The sequence below is a fragment of the Citrobacter sp. Ca225 genome, from assembly GCF_030337175.1.
Classification (GTDB): domain Bacteria; phylum Pseudomonadota; class Gammaproteobacteria; order Enterobacterales; family Enterobacteriaceae; genus Citrobacter_A; species Citrobacter_A amalonaticus.
The window spans coordinates 135,531-152,446 of sequence record NZ_JAOWCD010000063.1; the positions used below are offsets into that span (position 1 = coordinate 135,531).

Annotated in this window: 15 protein-coding genes; 11 read left to right on the forward strand and 4 right to left on the reverse strand. The window is 54.1% G+C overall.

The features are described from left to right. The first annotated feature begins 13 nt into the window (after window positions 1-13). The 10 genes from kdsC to yrbL all read left to right on the forward strand — a co-directional run bounded on the left by kdsC (window position 14) and on the right by yrbL (window position 6,794). Window positions 14-580, forward strand: a complete 567-nt coding sequence (gene kdsC, locus OGW13_RS08810) for a 3-deoxy-manno-octulosonate-8-phosphatase KdsC (RefSeq protein WP_042998303.1) — start codon at window positions 14-16, stop codon at window positions 578-580. After that, window positions 577-1,152 carry an LPS export ABC transporter periplasmic protein LptC gene (gene lptC / locus OGW13_RS08815; protein WP_044255950.1) on the forward strand — a complete coding sequence of 192 codons (576 nt, stop codon included), beginning with the start codon at window positions 577-579 and terminating at the stop codon, window positions 1,150-1,152. Before kdsC ends, lptC begins: the two co-directional genes overlap by 4 nt. Continuing rightward, window positions 1,121-1,675, forward strand: a complete 555-nt coding sequence (gene lptA / locus OGW13_RS08820) for a lipopolysaccharide ABC transporter substrate-binding protein LptA (protein ID WP_042325045.1) — start codon at window positions 1,121-1,123, stop codon at window positions 1,673-1,675. The genes lptC and lptA overlap by 32 nt, the downstream gene beginning before the upstream one ends. A 6-nt stretch (window positions 1,676-1,681) precedes the next feature. Next, entirely contained in the window at window positions 1,682-2,407 is a 726-nt protein-coding gene (gene lptB / locus OGW13_RS08825; RefSeq protein WP_042998305.1) for an LPS export ABC transporter ATP-binding protein, read from the forward strand. A gap of 47 nt (window positions 2,408-2,454) precedes the next feature. After that, window positions 2,455-3,888, forward strand: a complete 1,434-nt coding sequence (rpoN, locus tag OGW13_RS08830; protein ID WP_287115919.1) for an RNA polymerase factor sigma-54 — start codon at window positions 2,455-2,457, stop codon at window positions 3,886-3,888. 22 nt (window positions 3,889-3,910) lie between these two features. Further along, window positions 3,911-4,198 carry a ribosome hibernation promoting factor gene (hpf, locus tag OGW13_RS08835; protein ID WP_003025078.1) on the forward strand — a complete coding sequence of 96 codons (288 nt, stop codon included), beginning with the start codon at window positions 3,911-3,913 and terminating at the stop codon, window positions 4,196-4,198. A gap of 115 nt (window positions 4,199-4,313) precedes the next feature. Further along, window positions 4,314-4,805 (forward strand): PTS IIA-like nitrogen regulatory protein PtsN, encoded by a 492-nt coding sequence (gene ptsN, locus OGW13_RS08840; RefSeq protein ID WP_042325036.1) that lies wholly within the window; start codon window positions 4,314-4,316, stop codon window positions 4,803-4,805. A 33-nt stretch (window positions 4,806-4,838) separates the two neighbouring features. Continuing rightward, on the forward strand, window positions 4,839-5,693 hold the full coding sequence (rapZ, locus tag OGW13_RS08845; protein WP_012908509.1) for an RNase adapter RapZ: 855 nt from the start codon (window positions 4,839-4,841) through the stop codon (window positions 5,691-5,693). Further along, entirely contained in the window at window positions 5,690-5,962 is a 273-nt protein-coding gene (npr, locus tag OGW13_RS08850) for a PTS phosphocarrier protein NPr (RefSeq protein WP_042998307.1), read from the forward strand. The genes rapZ and npr overlap by 4 nt, the downstream gene beginning before the upstream one ends. Window positions 5,963-6,161: 199 nt before the next feature. Beyond that, window positions 6,162-6,794 carry a PhoP regulatory network protein YrbL gene (yrbL, locus tag OGW13_RS08855; RefSeq protein ID WP_287115921.1) on the forward strand — a complete coding sequence of 211 codons (633 nt, stop codon included), beginning with the start codon at window positions 6,162-6,164 and terminating at the stop codon, window positions 6,792-6,794. Between the two features lie 7 nt (window positions 6,795-6,801). Here the strand turns inward: yrbL and mtgA are convergent, their stop codons facing one another. From mtgA to mnmL, 4 genes are all read right to left on the reverse strand, one after another. Next, on the reverse strand, window positions 6,802-7,521 hold the full coding sequence (mtgA, locus tag OGW13_RS08860) for a monofunctional biosynthetic peptidoglycan transglycosylase (protein WP_287115922.1): 720 nt from the start codon (window positions 7,519-7,521) through the stop codon (window positions 6,802-6,804). Further along, the gene (elbB, locus tag OGW13_RS08865; RefSeq protein ID WP_042998310.1) at window positions 7,518-8,171 is read right to left on the reverse strand and encodes an isoprenoid biosynthesis glyoxalase ElbB; all 654 of its coding nucleotides are present in this window, start codon (window positions 8,169-8,171) and stop codon (window positions 7,518-7,520) included. Before elbB ends, mtgA begins: the two co-directional genes overlap by 4 nt. 228 nt (window positions 8,172-8,399) lie before the next feature. Then, a complete protein-coding gene (gene arcB, locus OGW13_RS08870; RefSeq protein ID WP_042998311.1) occupies window positions 8,400-10,736 on the reverse strand; it encodes an aerobic respiration two-component sensor histidine kinase ArcB in 2,337 nt (778 codons plus the stop codon). Window positions 10,737-10,829: 93 nt separating this feature from the next. Further along, a complete protein-coding gene (gene mnmL / locus OGW13_RS08875; RefSeq protein ID WP_081048487.1) occupies window positions 10,830-11,759 on the reverse strand; it encodes a tRNA modification radical SAM protein MnmL/YtqA in 930 nt (309 codons plus the stop codon). Window positions 11,760-12,445: 686 nt separating this feature from the next. On the opposite strand from mnmL, the gene gltB reads away from it, so the two are divergent. Next, window positions 12,446-16,906, forward strand: a complete 4,461-nt coding sequence (gene gltB / locus OGW13_RS08880) for a glutamate synthase large subunit (RefSeq protein ID WP_287115976.1) — start codon at window positions 12,446-12,448, stop codon at window positions 16,904-16,906. The last annotated feature ends 10 nt before the right edge of the window (window positions 16,907-16,916 follow it).

A 16,916-nucleotide genomic window follows, 5' to 3' on the forward strand; every position in this document is an offset into this window, starting at 1 on the left:
AGGATAAAATGAAATGAGCAAAGCAGGTGCGTCGCTTGCGACCTGTTATGGACCCGTCAGCGCAGACGTCATCGCCAAAGCAGAGAATATCCGTCTGCTGATTCTTGATGTCGATGGCGTGCTGTCGGATGGCCTGATTTATATGGGCAACAACGGTGAAGAGCTGAAGGCTTTCAACGTCCGTGACGGTTACGGGATCCGTTGTGCGCTGACGTCTGATATCGACGTCGCCATCATTACCGGACGAAAGGCTAAACTAGTAGAAGATCGGTGTGCCACACTGGGGATCACGCACCTGTATCAGGGGCAGTCGGACAAGCTGGTCGCCTTTCACGATCTGTTGGCAAAACTGGCGATTGCGCCGGAAAATGTGGCCTACGTCGGTGACGATCTGATTGACTGGCCGGTGATGGAAAAAATTGGCCTGAGCATTGCCGTTGCGGATGCGCATCCCTTACTGCTTCCGCGCGCGGATTATGTCACGAAAATCGCGGGCGGACGCGGCGCGGTACGAGAAGTCTGTGATTTATTATTACTGGCGCAGGGTAAGCTTGATGAGGCCAAAGGGCAATCGATATGAGTAAAGCCAGACGTTGGGTTATCATTCTACTGTCATTGGCCGTGCTGGTGCTGATTGGGATTAACCTGGCCGATAAAGACGACACGGCGCAGGTGGTGGTGAATACGAGCGATCCGACCTATAAGAGCGAGCATACGGATACCGTTGTCTACAGTCCGGAAGGTGCGCTGAGCTATCGTTTGATCGCCCAACATGTTGAGTATTATTCCGATCAGGCCGTTTCGTGGTTCACACAACCCGTATTAACGACGTTTGATAAGGACAAGATCCCGACGTGGTCAATCAAGGCTGATAAAGCCAAGCTAACCGAGGATCGAATGCTGTATCTTTATGGTCACGTTGAAGTCAACGCGCTGGTGCCTGACGCTCAACTTCGCAGAATTACCACCGATAACGCGCAGATCAATCTGGTGACGCAGGATGTTACCTCTGAAGACCTCGTCACGTTATACGGAACAACATTTAACTCCAGCGGACTGAAAATGCGCGGCAACTTACGCAACAAGAACGCCGAGCTGATTGAAAAGGTTAGAACCTCCTATGAAATTCAAAACAAACAAACTCAGCCTTAATCTTGTGCTTGCCAGCTCACTTCTGGCCGCCAGCATTCCGGCGTTCGCCGTCACGGGCGATACCGAACAGCCGATCCACATCGAATCGGACCAGCAGTCTCTGGATATGCAGGGCAACGTCGTGACCTTCACCGGTAATGTCATTGTGACCCAGGGCACTATCAAAATTAACGCCGATAAAGTGGTCGTTACCCGCCCTGGCGGTGAAGAGGGTAAAGAGGTCATTGATGGCTTCGGCAACCCGGCCACGTTCTATCAAATGCAGGACAACGGTAAGCCGGTAAAAGGCCATGCGTCGAAAATGCATTATGAACTGGCAAAAGACTTTGTCGTGCTCACCGGCAATGCGTATCTGGAACAGCTCGACAGCAACATCACCGGGGACAAAATTACCTATCTGGTGAAAGAGCAGAAAATGCAGGCCTTCAGTGAGAAAGGCAAGCGTGTGACCACCGTTCTGGTTCCGTCGCAGTTGCAGGACAAAAACAAAAACCAGGCTCCGGCTCAGAAAAAGAGTAACTAATTCGTTATGGCAACATTAACTGCAAAGAATCTGGCGAAGGCCTACAAGGGCCGCCGCGTCGTGGAAGATGTCAGCCTGACCGTCAACTCGGGCGAGATTGTCGGTCTGCTTGGGCCGAACGGTGCGGGTAAAACCACCACCTTCTACATGGTCGTCGGTATTGTGCCGCGTGATGCCGGTAACATCATTATTGATGATGAAGACATCAGCCTGCTGCCGTTGCACGCCCGCGCGCGCCGCGGAATTGGCTATCTGCCGCAGGAAGCGTCGATTTTTCGCCGCCTGAGCGTGTACGATAACCTGATGGCCGTACTACAAATTCGTGACGATCTCTCCAGCGAACAGCGTGAAGACCGCGCTAATGAGCTGATGGAAGAGTTCCACATTGAGCATCTGCGCGACAACATGGGTCAGTCACTCTCCGGCGGGGAACGTCGCCGTGTGGAAATCGCCCGTGCCCTCGCCGCCAACCCGAAATTTATCCTGCTGGATGAACCCTTTGCCGGTGTTGACCCCATCTCCGTTATCGATATCAAACGCATTATTGAGCATCTGCGTGACAGCGGTCTCGGCGTGTTGATTACCGACCATAACGTCCGCGAAACGCTGGCCGTGTGTGAACGCGCCTATATCGTGAGCCAGGGACACCTGATCGCGCACGGCACGCCGACAGAAATCCTGCAGGACGAACACGTGAAGCGCGTATACCTTGGGGAAGACTTCAGACTCTGATAGGGTAGAAGTTTGCGACGTCATAGCGGGAGAAAACGACTCTGAACATGAAGCAAGGTTTGCAACTCAGGCTGAGCCAACAACTGGCGATGACGCCGCAGCTACAACAGGCGATTCGTCTGTTGCAGTTGTCCACGCTGGAACTGCAGCAGGAACTCCAGCAAGCGCTGGAAAGCAATCCGTTGCTGGAACAAACCGATCTTCACGACGAAGTTGATACCCGCGAAACTCAGGACAGCGAAACGCTGGATACCGCCGACGCGCTCGAACAAAAAGAGATGCCGGAAGAGTTGCCGCTTGACGCCAGCTGGGATGAAATCTACACCGCCGGTACGCCGTCGGGCACCAGCGGCGACTACATTGACGATGAGCTCCCCGTTTACCAGGGTGAAACCACGCAGACCCTACAGGATTACCTGATGTGGCAGGTGGAACTCACCCCGTTCTCCGATACCGACCGCGCAATCGCCACGTCGATTGTAGATGCCGTTGACGATACCGGTTATCTCACCGTTTCGCTGGACGACATCCTCGACAGCATGGGCAATGATGAGGTCGGCCTTGATGAAGTCGAAGCCGTACTCAAACGTATTCAGCGGTTTGATCCCGTAGGCGTGGCGGCAAAAGATCTGCGCGATTGCTTACTGATCCAGCTCTCGCAATTCGACAAAGCGACCCCCTTCCTTGAAGAAGCCCTGTTGATCATCAGCGATCATCTCGATCTGCTGGCGAACCACGACTTCCGCACTCTGATGCGCGTCACTCGTCTCAAAGAAGAGGTGCTCAAAGAGGCGGTCAATCTGATTCAGTCACTCGATCCCCGACCCGGGCAGTCGATCCAGACCGGCGAACCGGAATACGTGATCCCGGATGTGCTGGTACGCAAGCATAACGGTCACTGGACGGTTGAGCTCAACGGTGACAGCATTCCCCGCTTGCAGATCAATCAGCACTACGCCGCCATGTGCAACGGTGGGCGTAATGACGCCGACAGCCAGTACATCCGCAGTAATTTGCAGGATGCGAAGTGGTTGATTAAGAGTCTAGAAAGCCGCAATGATACCCTGCTGCGCGTCAGCCGTTGCATCGTTGAGCAGCAGCAAGCCTTCTTTGAGCAAGGCGAAGAATTTATGAAACCGATGGTGCTGGCTGACATCGCCCAGGCCGTCGAGATGCACGAATCGACCATTTCTCGTGTGACGACGCAGAAGTATCTGCACAGTCCACGCGGCATTTTTGAACTGAAGTATTTTTTCTCCAGCCATGTGAATACCGAGGGGGGTGGCGAAGCGTCCTCCACGGCGATCCGCGCACTGGTGAAGAAGTTGATTGCGGCGGAAAACCCCGCGAAGCCTTTGAGCGACAGCAAGCTAACATCGATGCTGTCGGAACAAGGCATCATGGTGGCGCGCCGCACCGTTGCGAAGTACCGAGAGTCTTTATCCATTCCGCCGTCAAACCAGCGCAAACAACTGGTTTGACCCAACCGATAAGGAAGACACTATGCAGCTCAACATCACTGGAAACAACGTCGAGATCACAGAAGCCCTGCGAGACTTTGTGAATACCAAGTTCGCCAAACTCGAACAGTATTTTGACAGGATCAATCAGGTCTATATTGTGTTGAAAGTGGAAAAGGTTACCCACATCTCGGATGCAACACTGCATGTAAACGGTGGCGAAATTCACGCCAGCGCGGAAGGTCAGGATATGTATGCGGCCATTGATGGCCTGATTGACAAGCTGGCAAGACAGCTCACCAAACACAAAGATAAATTGAAACAACACTAATTGTCCGGGCAGTTAGCGGGTGCAGGACGGCCTGTTGTGCAGAACAACAGGCCATTTGTACAGTTAGCGCTCCGAATCCGTTCCGCTGTTGTGGGACGGATTCTTAGGTGAAATTATGATAAATAACGATACGACTCTACAACTGAGTAGTGTACTTAACCAGGAATGTACGCGCAGTGCCGTTCACTGCCAGAGCAAAAAACGCGCGCTGGAAATCATCAGTGAACTGGCTGCAAAACAGCTCAGTCTACCGCCGCAGGTCGTTTTTGAAGCGATCCTGACGCGCGAAAAAATGGGCAGTACCGGCATCGGCAATGGGATCGCCATCCCGCACGGTAAGCTGGAAGAAGATACCCTGCGCGCCGTCGGCGTGTTTGTGCAACTGGAAACGCCCATCGCCTTCGATGCGATTGATAATCAACCTGTTGATCTGCTTTTTGCCCTGCTGGTGCCTGCGGATCAAACCAAAACGCACCTGCATACACTATCGCTGGTGGCTAAGCGTCTGGCGGATAAAACCATCTGCCGTCGACTGCGCGCCGCACAGAGCGATGAAGAGTTGTATCAAATCATCACTGACACCGAAGGCGGTCAGGATGAAGCGTAACTCCCCTTTTTCCGTGGTGAGGAGAAACAGTACATGGTACTGATGATCGTCAGCGGTCGTTCAGGGTCAGGTAAATCTGTCGCCCTGCGCGCGCTGGAAGATATGGGCTTTTACTGCGTGGATAACCTTCCCGTCGTATTGTTACCCGATCTGGCTCGCACGCTTGCCGAACGCCAGATTTCGGCTGCCGTCAGCATTGACGTACGCAATATGCCAGAGTCGCCGGAAATTTTTGAGCAGGCGATGAACAACCTGCCCGAGGCGTTCTCGCCGCAGTTGCTGTTCCTCGATGCCGATCGCAACACGTTGATTCGTCGCTACAGCGATACGCGTCGTCTGCACCCTCTCTCCAGCAAGAACCTGTCGCTGGAAAGCGCCATTGATCAGGAAAGTGACCTGCTGGAACCGCTGCGTTCTCGCGCCGACCTGATCGTCGACACCTCAGAAATGTCGGTGCATGAACTGGCTGAAATGCTGCGGACCCGCCTGTTGGGTAAACGTGAGCGTGAACTGACGATGGTGTTTGAGTCCTTCGGCTTTAAGCACGGTATCCCCATCGATGCCGATTACGTTTTCGACGTCCGCTTTCTGCCAAACCCGCACTGGGATCCGAAACTGCGTCCAATGACCGGTCTCGACAAGCCCGTCGCCGCCTTCCTCGACAGACACACAGAAGTACACAATTTTATCTACCAGACTCGCAGCTATCTTGAGCTATGGTTACCCATGCTGGAGACCAACAACCGTAGCTATCTGACCGTGGCTATCGGTTGTACCGGCGGGAAACACCGTTCGGTGTATATTGCAGAACAGCTGGCAGACTACTTCCGCTCACGCGGTAAAAACGTACAGTCACGCCATCGTACGCTGGAAAAACGCAAAACATGACCGTGAAGCAAACTGTTGAAATCACGAACAAGCTGGGCATGCATGCCCGGCCAGCAATGAAGCTCTTTGAATTAATGCAGGGATTTGACGCGGAAGTCCTGCTACGAAATGATGAAGGCACCGAAGCGGAAGCCAACAGCGTCATCGCATTACTGATGCTGGACTCCGCCAAAGGCCGACAGATTGAAGTTGAAGCCTCCGGTCCGCAAGAGGTTGAAGCGCTGGCGGCCGTCATCGCTCTTTTCAATTCGGGATTCGACGAAGACTGAGTTTTCTCGTTCCGCGGATACCTTCACAGAAAACGCCACCAGGCGTTTTTTTCATTTTTGCCCCCCTAAACTGTACAATTCGTGCGCTTTTTAACTTAAGAATTACCTTAAGAAAACCTTAAGACAAGTCGTTTAGGTTTCATTTAACCTGAGTGTTCATACTGGATTATTGTCAGTAAATATTTCCAGGATATCACTCATGATTCGTTTATCAGCAGAGACTCCCCTGGGCACCGGACGACATCGTAAGTGTTATGCGCATCCGGATGATGCCCAACGTTGTATTAAGATCGTTTACAACAGTGGACACGGCGGCGACAAAGAGACACAGCGTGAACTGAAGTACTATGCTCACCTCTCTCGCTACCTGAAAGACTGGAGCGGTATCCCTCGCTATTACGGCACGGTCGAGACCGACTGCGGAACGGGTTACGTTTACGATGTGATTGCCGATTACGACGGCAAGCCGTCCATCACTCTCACCGAATTTGCCAAACAATGTCGTTACGAAGACGACTTTGCCGTGCTGCGTCAGCTGCTGAAGACGCTAAAACGCTACCTGCGTGACAACCATATCGTCACCATGACGCTGAAACCACAGAACATTCTTTGTCACCGTATCAGCGAATCGGAAGTGGTGCCGGTGGTTTGCGATAATATTGGCGAAGGGACGTTGATCCCGCTGGCGACCTGGTCAAAATGGTTCTGCCATCGTAAGCAGGAAAGACTGTGGCAGCGTTTTATCGCCCAACCGGTACTGGCCGTCGCGCTGGGAAAAGACGTCCACCCGAAAGAACGCAGCGGATTGTCACTCTCTTCGCGCGAGGCGTAATGCAGATTTAATGCAGGTGGTGGCGGGTCATAAACGACTCCCCACCCAACTGTCGCATTTGACGCAGTATCCACGCCTGACGGCTACGCACATAGCCTGAAGGTACTGCGACCTTAAAGCGCAGAGGATTGGGTAATACAGCGGCAAGCAGCGCCGCTTCTGACTGAGTCAATCGGCTGGCCGGTTTGCCAAAATAGCGCTGTGCGGCGGCTTCGACGCCAAATACGCCATCACCAAATTCCGCGATATTCAGGTAAACCGTCAGGATCCGCTTCTTGCTCCAGACCGTCTCTACACCGACGGTAAGTCCGGCTTCCAGCCCTTTCCGCAACCAGCTACGCCCATCCCAGAGAAAGAGATTTTTAACCGTTTGCTGTGACAATGTTGACGCGCCGCGAATGCGGTTTTCATTACGTTCGTTATGTGACAGCGCTTTTTCGATGGCAGCAACGTCAAAACCCCAGTGGTCCGGGAAGGTCTGGTCTTCTGCGGCAATCACCGCGAGTCCCATCCACGGAGAGATTTCATCCATGCTCACCCAGTCGGAATGAGCAATATAGCCAAAGTCACCCTGTAGCCAGGCACCGATCTGCCGCTCAACCATTACCGCTGAAAAAGGCACAGGCACCACGCTAAACAGCGCAATGCCACCGCCCCAGAAAACGGCGAGGATAATCACGACGCGCAATATCACTCGCCTCAGAAAGGCGAAAACTCCTTTTTTCATTCCGCCAGGACCAGCACGCGTGATACCAGTTTTTCGATCCCCATTGCCGCCTGAGCGATGTCCTGCGCCAACATGTAGGCCGGTGTGGTGACGATTTTATTATCTTCATCAACGACGATATCATCGACCGGGCACGGCACATGCTCCGCCCCCATCTCTTCCAGCACTTCCGCTGTATCAATATCGGTCCCGATTGTCAGACGTAGCGGAAAGTCGAAGATTTTCGGCAGCATCGCCGGGGCGATGCACATAAAACCCAGCGGCTTGCCCGACTGATGCATCGCCAGAGCGAGCCCGGCTAAATCCGGATCAACCCGGCATTCACTGCCCTGACTGGCAAAGTTGCTCAAATTTTTGGCCGCGCCAAAACCACCGGGAACAATCAGCGCATCCAGATCGGCTGAGACTGCCTGAGAAAGCGGACGAATGTTGCCGCGTGTAATACGGGCCGCTTCAATCAGTACATTACGGGTTTCCGCCATCGGTTCGCCCGTCAGATGATTAATCACATCGGCCTGCGCTTTGTCGGGCGCAAAGCAGACGGCCTGCGCGCCGCTGCGGGCAATGGACAGCAACGTCAGTACGGTTTCATGAATTTCAGCACCGTCATACACACCGCATCCACTGAGAACTACGCCAATTTTTTTCATTCAAATGTCCTTTTCACCACTATCTGCAGCACATTAATAATTGTGATTAAAATGCTACGCTTCACACATTTAACTGATTCATGTAACAAAGCATTTAAGATTTGCTATCTTAACTGCGTGCGGCCCGAATTTACGCGCTGCGCCTTTTAAATCACAATTATAACTTACGGCGCAGCCATGATTTCCCTGGTGTTGGCGCAGTATTCGCGCACCCCGGTCAAGCCGGGGTCATTTTTTTCCAGCGTTCGCCACCCAGGCCTTTAATACCGCAACGTCGTGTTGCCACTCCTGTTTCATCTCTTCAATCCATTCCCCCACGTTATCTTCCCATGCTGGAAGATCGGGTGACTGGATCTGCTGCCCCAGCTGTTGCAGATGACGAAGGCCAACAGAACCCGCCGCCCCTTTAATTTTATGCCCTTCTTCAACCACGCCTTTTTTGTCACGCGCGGTCAGATTGGATTCCAGAACGCTTAAATAACCTGGCATCATCTTCTCGAACACCGCCAGGCCATCGGTAATTAGTTTCGGCCCCACCAGCTCTATGTACTGTTCCAGCATCGGAATATCTAATAGCGCTTGCGATTTACTGCTCTCTTCAGATTTCACCGTGCACTCCTCCTCATCTTGGGTATCCCAGTACTTCTTAATCATGGCGGTTAACGCCGGTACCGACAGCGGCTTGCTCAGCACGTCATCCATACCGGCATCCAGATACTCTTTTTTATCTTTCAGGACGTTTGCCGTCAGCGCCACCAGCGGCGGCAGATCTTCACGCGCATAACGCTGGGTCAGTTCGCGTGAAATATCGAGGCCCGTCATATCCGGCAACTGAATATCCAGCAACACCAGGTCGTATTCGCCCGGCGTGAACATCTCCAGCGCCGCTTTCCCGGTCATCGCGACATCCACGCTATTACCGAGTTTTTCCAGCACCGAGCGCGCCACAATGACGTTCAGTTCGATATCTTCCACCAGCAGGACATTTAACGCCGGTAGCGGCAAATCGTCATCCTCAAACGCATCTTCAACTTCTTCAGCCACCGCTGGCGCATGGACGGTCAGAGTAAAGATTGAGCCTTTACCTGGCTGACTTGCCACGGTGATATCTCCACCCATGTTTTTCGCCAGACGACGCGAGACCGCCAGACCGATGCCTGTACCGGTCGCTGGTTTTCCGCCGTGACTGTCTTTCACCTGATAATACATGGCGAAGATTTTGTCCTGCTCATCCTGCGGAATGCCGATGCCGGAATCTTCCACTTCAAAGTGCAGAGTACTGCCGGCATCGTAACGTACGCGCACGGTCACCTGGCCCTGCTGGGTAAATTTCACCGCGTTGCTGATCAGGTTCCACAGGATCTGCCGCAGACGCGTGCCGTCAGTCACCACTTTATGCGGCAGCGGCAAGGTCGGGTCGAGCACAAAACGCAGCCCTTTCTGCTGCGCCTGCAGGCCGGAGAGGTTCTCCAGATCGGCCATGAAGCTGGTGAAATCCACTGGCTGGTTATCCAGTTGAACCTTACGCCGCTCCATCTTATCCATATCAATGATATCGTTGAAGATGTTCCCCAACGTCACGGCGGAGACATGGATCGTTTTCAGGTATTTTTCCTGTTCGGCCGTCAGCTCAGTGTCCAGCAGAATACGACTCAGACCGACAATTCCGTTCAGCGGTGTGCGCAGCTCGTGGCTAATGGTGGAAATAAAGGTGGTTTTATCGCGGCTGGCGCGCTCAAGCGCATCCTGATAGCGCTTGCGCTCGGTAATATCGCGACCAAAACCCATCAGGCCATGACGTTTACCAACGCGATCGTAATAAGGCACTTTGCGGATTTCAAAACAGGCTTTGCGCCCGTCGGGATAATCAAGCCATTGCTCATAGGTCAGCGACACATTATGGCGGAAAACTTTTTCGTCGGTCTCAATGACTTTTTCGGCGGCTTCCGGCGAGTACACATCAGCAGGCTTTAAATGAACCAGTTGTTTTTCGCTTTTGCCGGTGAGCAACTCCATCGCCCGGTTACAGCCGGAAAACTCTTTATCTTCGTTGCGATAAAAAACCAAATCCGGCGAGGCATCCAGAAAAGAACGTAAAAAAGAGGATTGCTGTTCAAGTTGGATCTGCGCCTCTTCGCGCTCTTTGATCTCAACTTTGAGCTGCTCAAACGTGGACTGGCGTTCCGCCTCTGCCTTTTCGCGGTCGGCAATCTCCTGATTCAGCTGCGAAATATTATCTTTCAGTTGGACGTTGAGCTTGAGGTCGCGCTCACGCATCTCTTCCAGCTTTTGCACCAGTCGGGATAACCGCTGACGGGATTCTTCCAGTTGCTCCACCACCACAGACAAAAAATAGACCGCCCAGGGGGTGATTAACAAACCAAAGAAAATGGAGCGGATGACATCGATCTGTTCGACCCGACCATGTAGTACCATGGTGACCGCCATCTGCACCACAATTGCCAGCACAACGAGCGCTAACGCCAACAACAGCGAAAAGCGCACCAGACCCAATTTCATCATCAGGTCCACATAGTACTGCGCCAGCATACGAATTTGCTTCATCAGGGATTTCCTTTACGACAACCTGGCACAATAATACTCAATTCTGGGCAAGACGTTGAAGAATGTGCAAGAAATGCGAATGCCCGTCATAGTTCAGGCGTCAGGCGGAACCCATGCCCGTCCGATCGCTGAACCCTGCACGCCATGCGTATTCAGATAACGATCCAGCTCGACCATCCCGGTCCAGCGGTTTTCGCACCACAACGGTGCCAGCAGCGTGGGACGGCGCGCGCTGGCGGAAATACGATGATAAATCACCTCCGGCGGGGTATGACGGATCATCTCGCCTGCGGTTCGCGTGTAGTCATCCAGTTCAATCCCGTTCAGACGCCCTGCTTCCCACGCTCTGGCCATAATGCTGCCCTTTACGATGTGCAGCGGATGCAGTTTGATGCCATCCACTCCCGTCTCCACTACTCGCTCAAGCGTTTGCAGACATTCCGCTTGCCGTTCTCCCGGCAGGCCGACAATAAGGTGCGAACAAACTTTCAGGCCGCGCTCACGGGCAAGGCGGGTCGTGCGCTGATAACAGGCAAAATCGTGACCACGATTAATACGGTGCAGCGTTTTGTCATGTGCGGTCTGCAGCCCCAGCTCCAGCCACACTTCATAGCCCTGGTCTTTATACTCACAGAGCAGATCGAGAACCGCCTCCGGTACGCAGTCGGGACGCGTTCCCACGCACAGCCCGACAATACTGGCCTGACTGACCGCCTGCTGATACATCGAGCGCAACACCTGCACTTCAGCAAAGGTACTGGTATAGGCCTGGAAATAGGCCAGATAGCGTTTCGCACGATTAACCAGATGCGCCTGGTGCGCGAGTTGTTCGGCGATCGAATGATGCTGCTGCGCTTCATCCGCAAAAGAGGCAACATTACAGAAAGTGCAGCCGCCGCGTCCGATGGTGCCATCGCGATTTGGGCAGCTAAATCCGCCGTGGAGCGTCAGTTTATGAACCTTTTGCCCATAACGCCGAGAAAGATCCCCACCAAACATATTGACTAATTTCTGTAACTGCATAATCTGATAGACCGCGCCTTGAAAAGAGGCCAAAGCCTGCCATTTTTAGCCCTTGTCGGCGATGACCTGGATCAATCGCCCCGGCAGGCTTTTATCAATTGCATATCCAGGCAAAATAAACGATATTTCATTCACAACCCAGCCAATTACTTTTCCTTATCTCCGGTCATTTTTTTTATCTTCTGACGTCGATTGCGCAAAAACAGTATCATGAAATGCCATATCGCAACAAACCAGCACAAAACACTACATCTGACGACGAATAAAGCGGAGACATGAGCTAACAAGCGGTTATGACAGTGAGACAGATCACACTCCTCGCCTCGTTTCCAGTACGTTAATTCAATGTCAAAATGATATTATTTTCAATATTTTCATGAAGATAAATGCTCTATAGCACATTATTAGAGAAATAAGATTGCCATTTGACCTGTGTGTGGATTCCCGATAACGTGGAAATCCGCTGGAAGCTTTCTGGATGAGCGGTGTGCTCATCATATTTATGCAGTAATTGAGATTCCCTCTGACAGCAAGTCCTCAAACTTGTTTGACCTAAGCGAAATGGATAAAGAGGGCGAATGCGAGGTACGCGTATGACACGCAAACCCCGTCGCCATGCTCTTGGTGTGCCCGTGCGCAAACGGTATCGGAAGGGGGTCTCGCAGAGCCTGGGGAGGTTCACTGATATGTTGTACGATAAATCCCTTGAGAAGGATAACTGTGGTTTCGGCCTGATCGCCCACATAGAAGGCGAACCTAGCCACAAGGTAGTGCGTACCGCCATACACGCACTGGCCCGAATGCAGCACCGTGGCGCAATCCTCGCTGATGGTAAAACCGGCGATGGTTGTGGTCTGCTGCTGCAAAAACCTGACCGCTTTTTCCGCATCGTTGCGCAAGAGCACGGCTGGCGTTTAGCCAAAAACTACGCGGTTGGCATGATCTTCCTGAACAAAGACCCTGAACTGGCCGCCGCCTCTCGCCGTATTGTCGAAGAAGAGCTTCAGCAGGAAACTCTGTCGATTGTTGGCTGGCGTGATGTACCGACCAACGAAGGTGTACTGGGTGAAATCGCCCTCTCCTCCCTGCCGCGTATTGAACAAATTTTTGTGAATGCCCCTGCGGGATGGCGTCCGCGCGATATGGAACGTCGTCTGTTCATCGCCCGTCGCCGTATTGAAAAACGACTACAGGAAGACAAAGACTTCTACGTCTGTAGCCTGTCAAACCTGGTCAACATCTATAAAGGTCTGTGTATGCCGGCGGATCTGCCGCGCTTCTACCTGGACCTCGCGGACTTGCGTCTGGAATCGGCCATTTGCCTGTTCCACCAGCGTTTTTCCACCAACACCGTGCCGCGCTGGCCGCTGGCGCAGCCGTTCCGCTACCTGGCGCACAACGGCGAAATCAACACCATTACCGGTAACCGCCAGTGGGCTCGCGCCCGTACCTATAAATTCCAGACCCCGCTGATACCGGATCTGCACGACGCCGCGCCGTTCGTTAACGAAACCGGCTCCGACTCCAGTTCCATGGATAATATGCTGGAACTGCTGCTGGCGGGCGGGATGGACATCATCCGCGCCATGCGTCTGCTGGTGCCGCCAGCCTGGCAGAACAACCCGGATATGGATCCGGATCTGCGCGCCTTCTTTGACTTTAACTCCATGCATATGGAGCCGTGGGACGGCCCGGCCGGTATCGTCATGTCCGACGGGCGTTTCGCCGCCTGTAACCTCGACCGTAACGGTCTGCGTCCGGCGCGCTATGTCATCACCAAAGACAAGCTGATCACCTGCGCATCTGAAGTCGGGATCTGGGACTACCAGCCTGACGAAGTGGTCGAAAAGGGCCGTGTCGGCCCCGGCGAACTGATGGTTATCGACACCCGCAGCGGTTGCATTCTGCACTCCGCCGAAACGGACGACGACCTGAAAAGCCGCCATCCGTATAAAGAGTGGATGGAGAAAAACGTCCGCCGCCTGGTGCCGTTTGAAGATCTGGCAGACGATCAGGTGGGCCAGCGTGAACTGGACGACGATACGCTCGCCAGCTACCAGAAACAGTTTAATTACAGCGCCGAAGAACTGGATTCCGTTCTCCGCGTGCTCGGCGAAAACGGTCAGGAAGCGGTCGGTTCAATGGGTGACGATACCCCGTTTGCCGTGCTTTCCAGCCAGCCGCGCATCATTTACGACTACTTCCGCCAGCAGTTTGCCCAGGTGACGAACCCACCTATCGATCCGCTGCGTGAAGCGCATGTCATGTCGCTGGCGACCAGCATCGGTCGCGAGATGAACGTCTTCTGCGAAGCGGAAGGCCAGGCGCACCGTCTGAGCTTTAAATCACCAATTCTGCTGTACTCAGATTTCCAGCAGCTCACTACGATGAAAGAAGAACATTATCGCGCCGACCGGCTCGATATCACCTTCGATGCGACGCAAACCACGCTGGAAGAGACAGTCAAAGCGCTGTGCGATACCGCCGAGCAAATGGTCCGCAGTGGCACCGTTCTGTTGGTACTGACAGACCGTAATATCGGCAAAAATCGCCTGCCGGTACCGGCGCCGATGGCCGTCGGCGCAGTACAAACGCGCCTGGTTGAGCAGAACCTGCGCTGCGACGCCAACATCATTGTCGAAACCGCAAGCGCTCGCGATCCGCATCACTTCGCCGTGCTGCTGGGCTTTGGCGCGACGGCCATTTACCCGTACCTCGCGTATGAGACGCTGGGCCGTCTGATCGACACTCAGGCGATCGCCAAAAACTACCGTACCGTGATGCTGAACTACCGTAACGGCATCAATAAAGGGCTGTACAAAATCATGTCCAAAATGGGCATCTCGACCATCGCCTCCTACCGCTGCTCCAAACTGTTTGAAGCGGTGGGCCTGCATGATGATGTCGTGAATCTCTGCTTCCAGGGCGTGGTCAGTCGCATCGGCGGCGCGGGCTTTGCAGACTTCCAGCAGGATCTGCTGAACCTGTCCAAACGCGCCTGGCTGGCACGTAAACCTATTTCACAGGGCGGCCTGCTGAAGTATGTGCATGGCGGCGAATACCACGCCTACAACCCGGACGTGGTACGAACCCTGCAACAGGCGGTCCAGAGCGGGGAATACAGCGACTATCAGGAATACGCAAAACTGGTCAACGAGCGTCCCGCGACGACACTGCGCGATCTGCTGGCAATTAATCCTGGCGACAACGCGGTCAGCATCGAGGAAGTCGAACCGGCGAGCGAACTGTTCAAACGTTTTGATACCGCGGCAATGTCGATCGGCGCGCTAAGCCCGGAGGCACATGAAGCACTGGCCGAAGCGATGAACAGCATCGGCGGTAATTCCAACTCCGGCGAAGGCGGCGAAGACCCGGCGCGCTACGGCACCAATAAAGTGTCACGCATTAAGCAGGTGGCCTCTGGTCGCTTCGGTGTCACCCCGGCGTACCTGGTTAACGCCGACGTGATTCAGATTAAAGTCGCCCAGGGTGCGAAACCGGGAGAAGGTGGTCAGCTACCGGGTGATAAAGTGACCCCGTACATCGCCAAACTGCGCTACTCGGTACCGGGCGTGACGCTGATCTCCCCGCCGCCGCACCACGATATCTACTCTATCGAGGATTTAGCGCAGCTGATTTTCGATCTGAAGCAGGTGAACCCGAAGGCGATGATCTCCGTGAAGCTGGTGTCCGAACCGGGCGTCGGTACCATCGCGACCGGCGTGGCGAAAGCCTACGCTGACCTGATCACCATCGCCGGTTATGACGGCGGCACCGGCGCGAGCCCGCTCTCTTCAGTAAAATACGCAGGCTGTCCGTGGGAACTGGGCCTGGTGGAAACCCAGCAGGCGCTGGTCGCCAACGGCCTGCGTCATAAGATCCGTTTGCAGGTCGATGGCGGTCTGAAAACCGGCGTGGATATCATCAAAGCGGCGATCCTCGGTGCAGAAAGCTTCGGCTTCGGTACCGGCCCGATGGTGGCGCTGGGCTGTAAATACCTGCGTATTTGCCATCTCAACAACTGTGCAACCGGTGTGGCAACCCAGGACGACAAACTGCGCAAGAACCATTATCACGGTCTGCCGTTCAAAGTAACCAACTACTTTGAGTTTATCGCTCGCGAAACGCGCGAACTGATGGCGCAGCTTGGCGTGACGCGTCTGGTGGATCTGATTGGCCGTACCGACCTGCTGAAAGAACTGGACGGGTTTACCGCCAAACAGCAGAAACTGGCGCTGTCCCGGCTGCTGGAAACCGCGGAGCCGCATCCCGGCAAAGCGTTGTACTGCACCGAGAACAACCCGCCGTTTGATAACGGTGTACTGAACGCACAGTTGCTGCAACAGGCGAAACCGTATGTTGATGAGCGCCAGAGCAAAACCTTCTGGTTCGATATTCGTAACACCGATCGTTCTGTTGGCGCGTCGCTCTCGGGATATATTGCTCAGACCCACGGCGATCAGGGGCTGGCCTCTGACCCAATTAAAGCGCACTTCAGCGGTACCGCAGGCCAGAGCTTCGGTGTCTGGAACGCGGGCGGCGTGGAGCTGTACCTGACCGGCGATGCTAACGACTATGTCGGCAAAGGCATGGCGGGTGGTCTGCTGGCGGTGCGTCCTCCGGTCGGTTCCGCTTTCCGTAGCCATGAAGCGAGCATCATTGGCAACACCTGCCTGTATGGTGCGACCGGGGGTCGTCTGTATGCCGCAGGGCGTGCGGGTGAGCGTTTCGGGGTGCGTAACTCCGGTGTGATCACCGTGGTGGAAGGGATTGGCGACAACGGGTGCGAATACATGACCGGCGGAATCGTCTGTATCCTCGGCAAAACCGGAGTGAACTTCGGCGCGGGTATGACGGGCGGGTTTGCCTACGTGCTGGATGAAGATGGTGAGTTCCGTAAACGTGTAAACCCGGAACTGGTCGAAGTGCTGGGCGTTGACGAACTGGCTATCCACGAAGAGCATCTGCGTGGCCTGATCACCGAACACGTGCAGCATACCGGTTCTCAGCGCGGGGAAGAGATTCTGGCTAACTGGTCAGCCTTCGCTAACAAATTCGCGCTGGTTAAACCGAAGTCCAGTGATGTGAAAGCACTGTTGGGTCACCGTAGTCGTAGCGCAGCAGAGCTGCGTGTGCAGGCGCAGTAAGGGGTAGCAG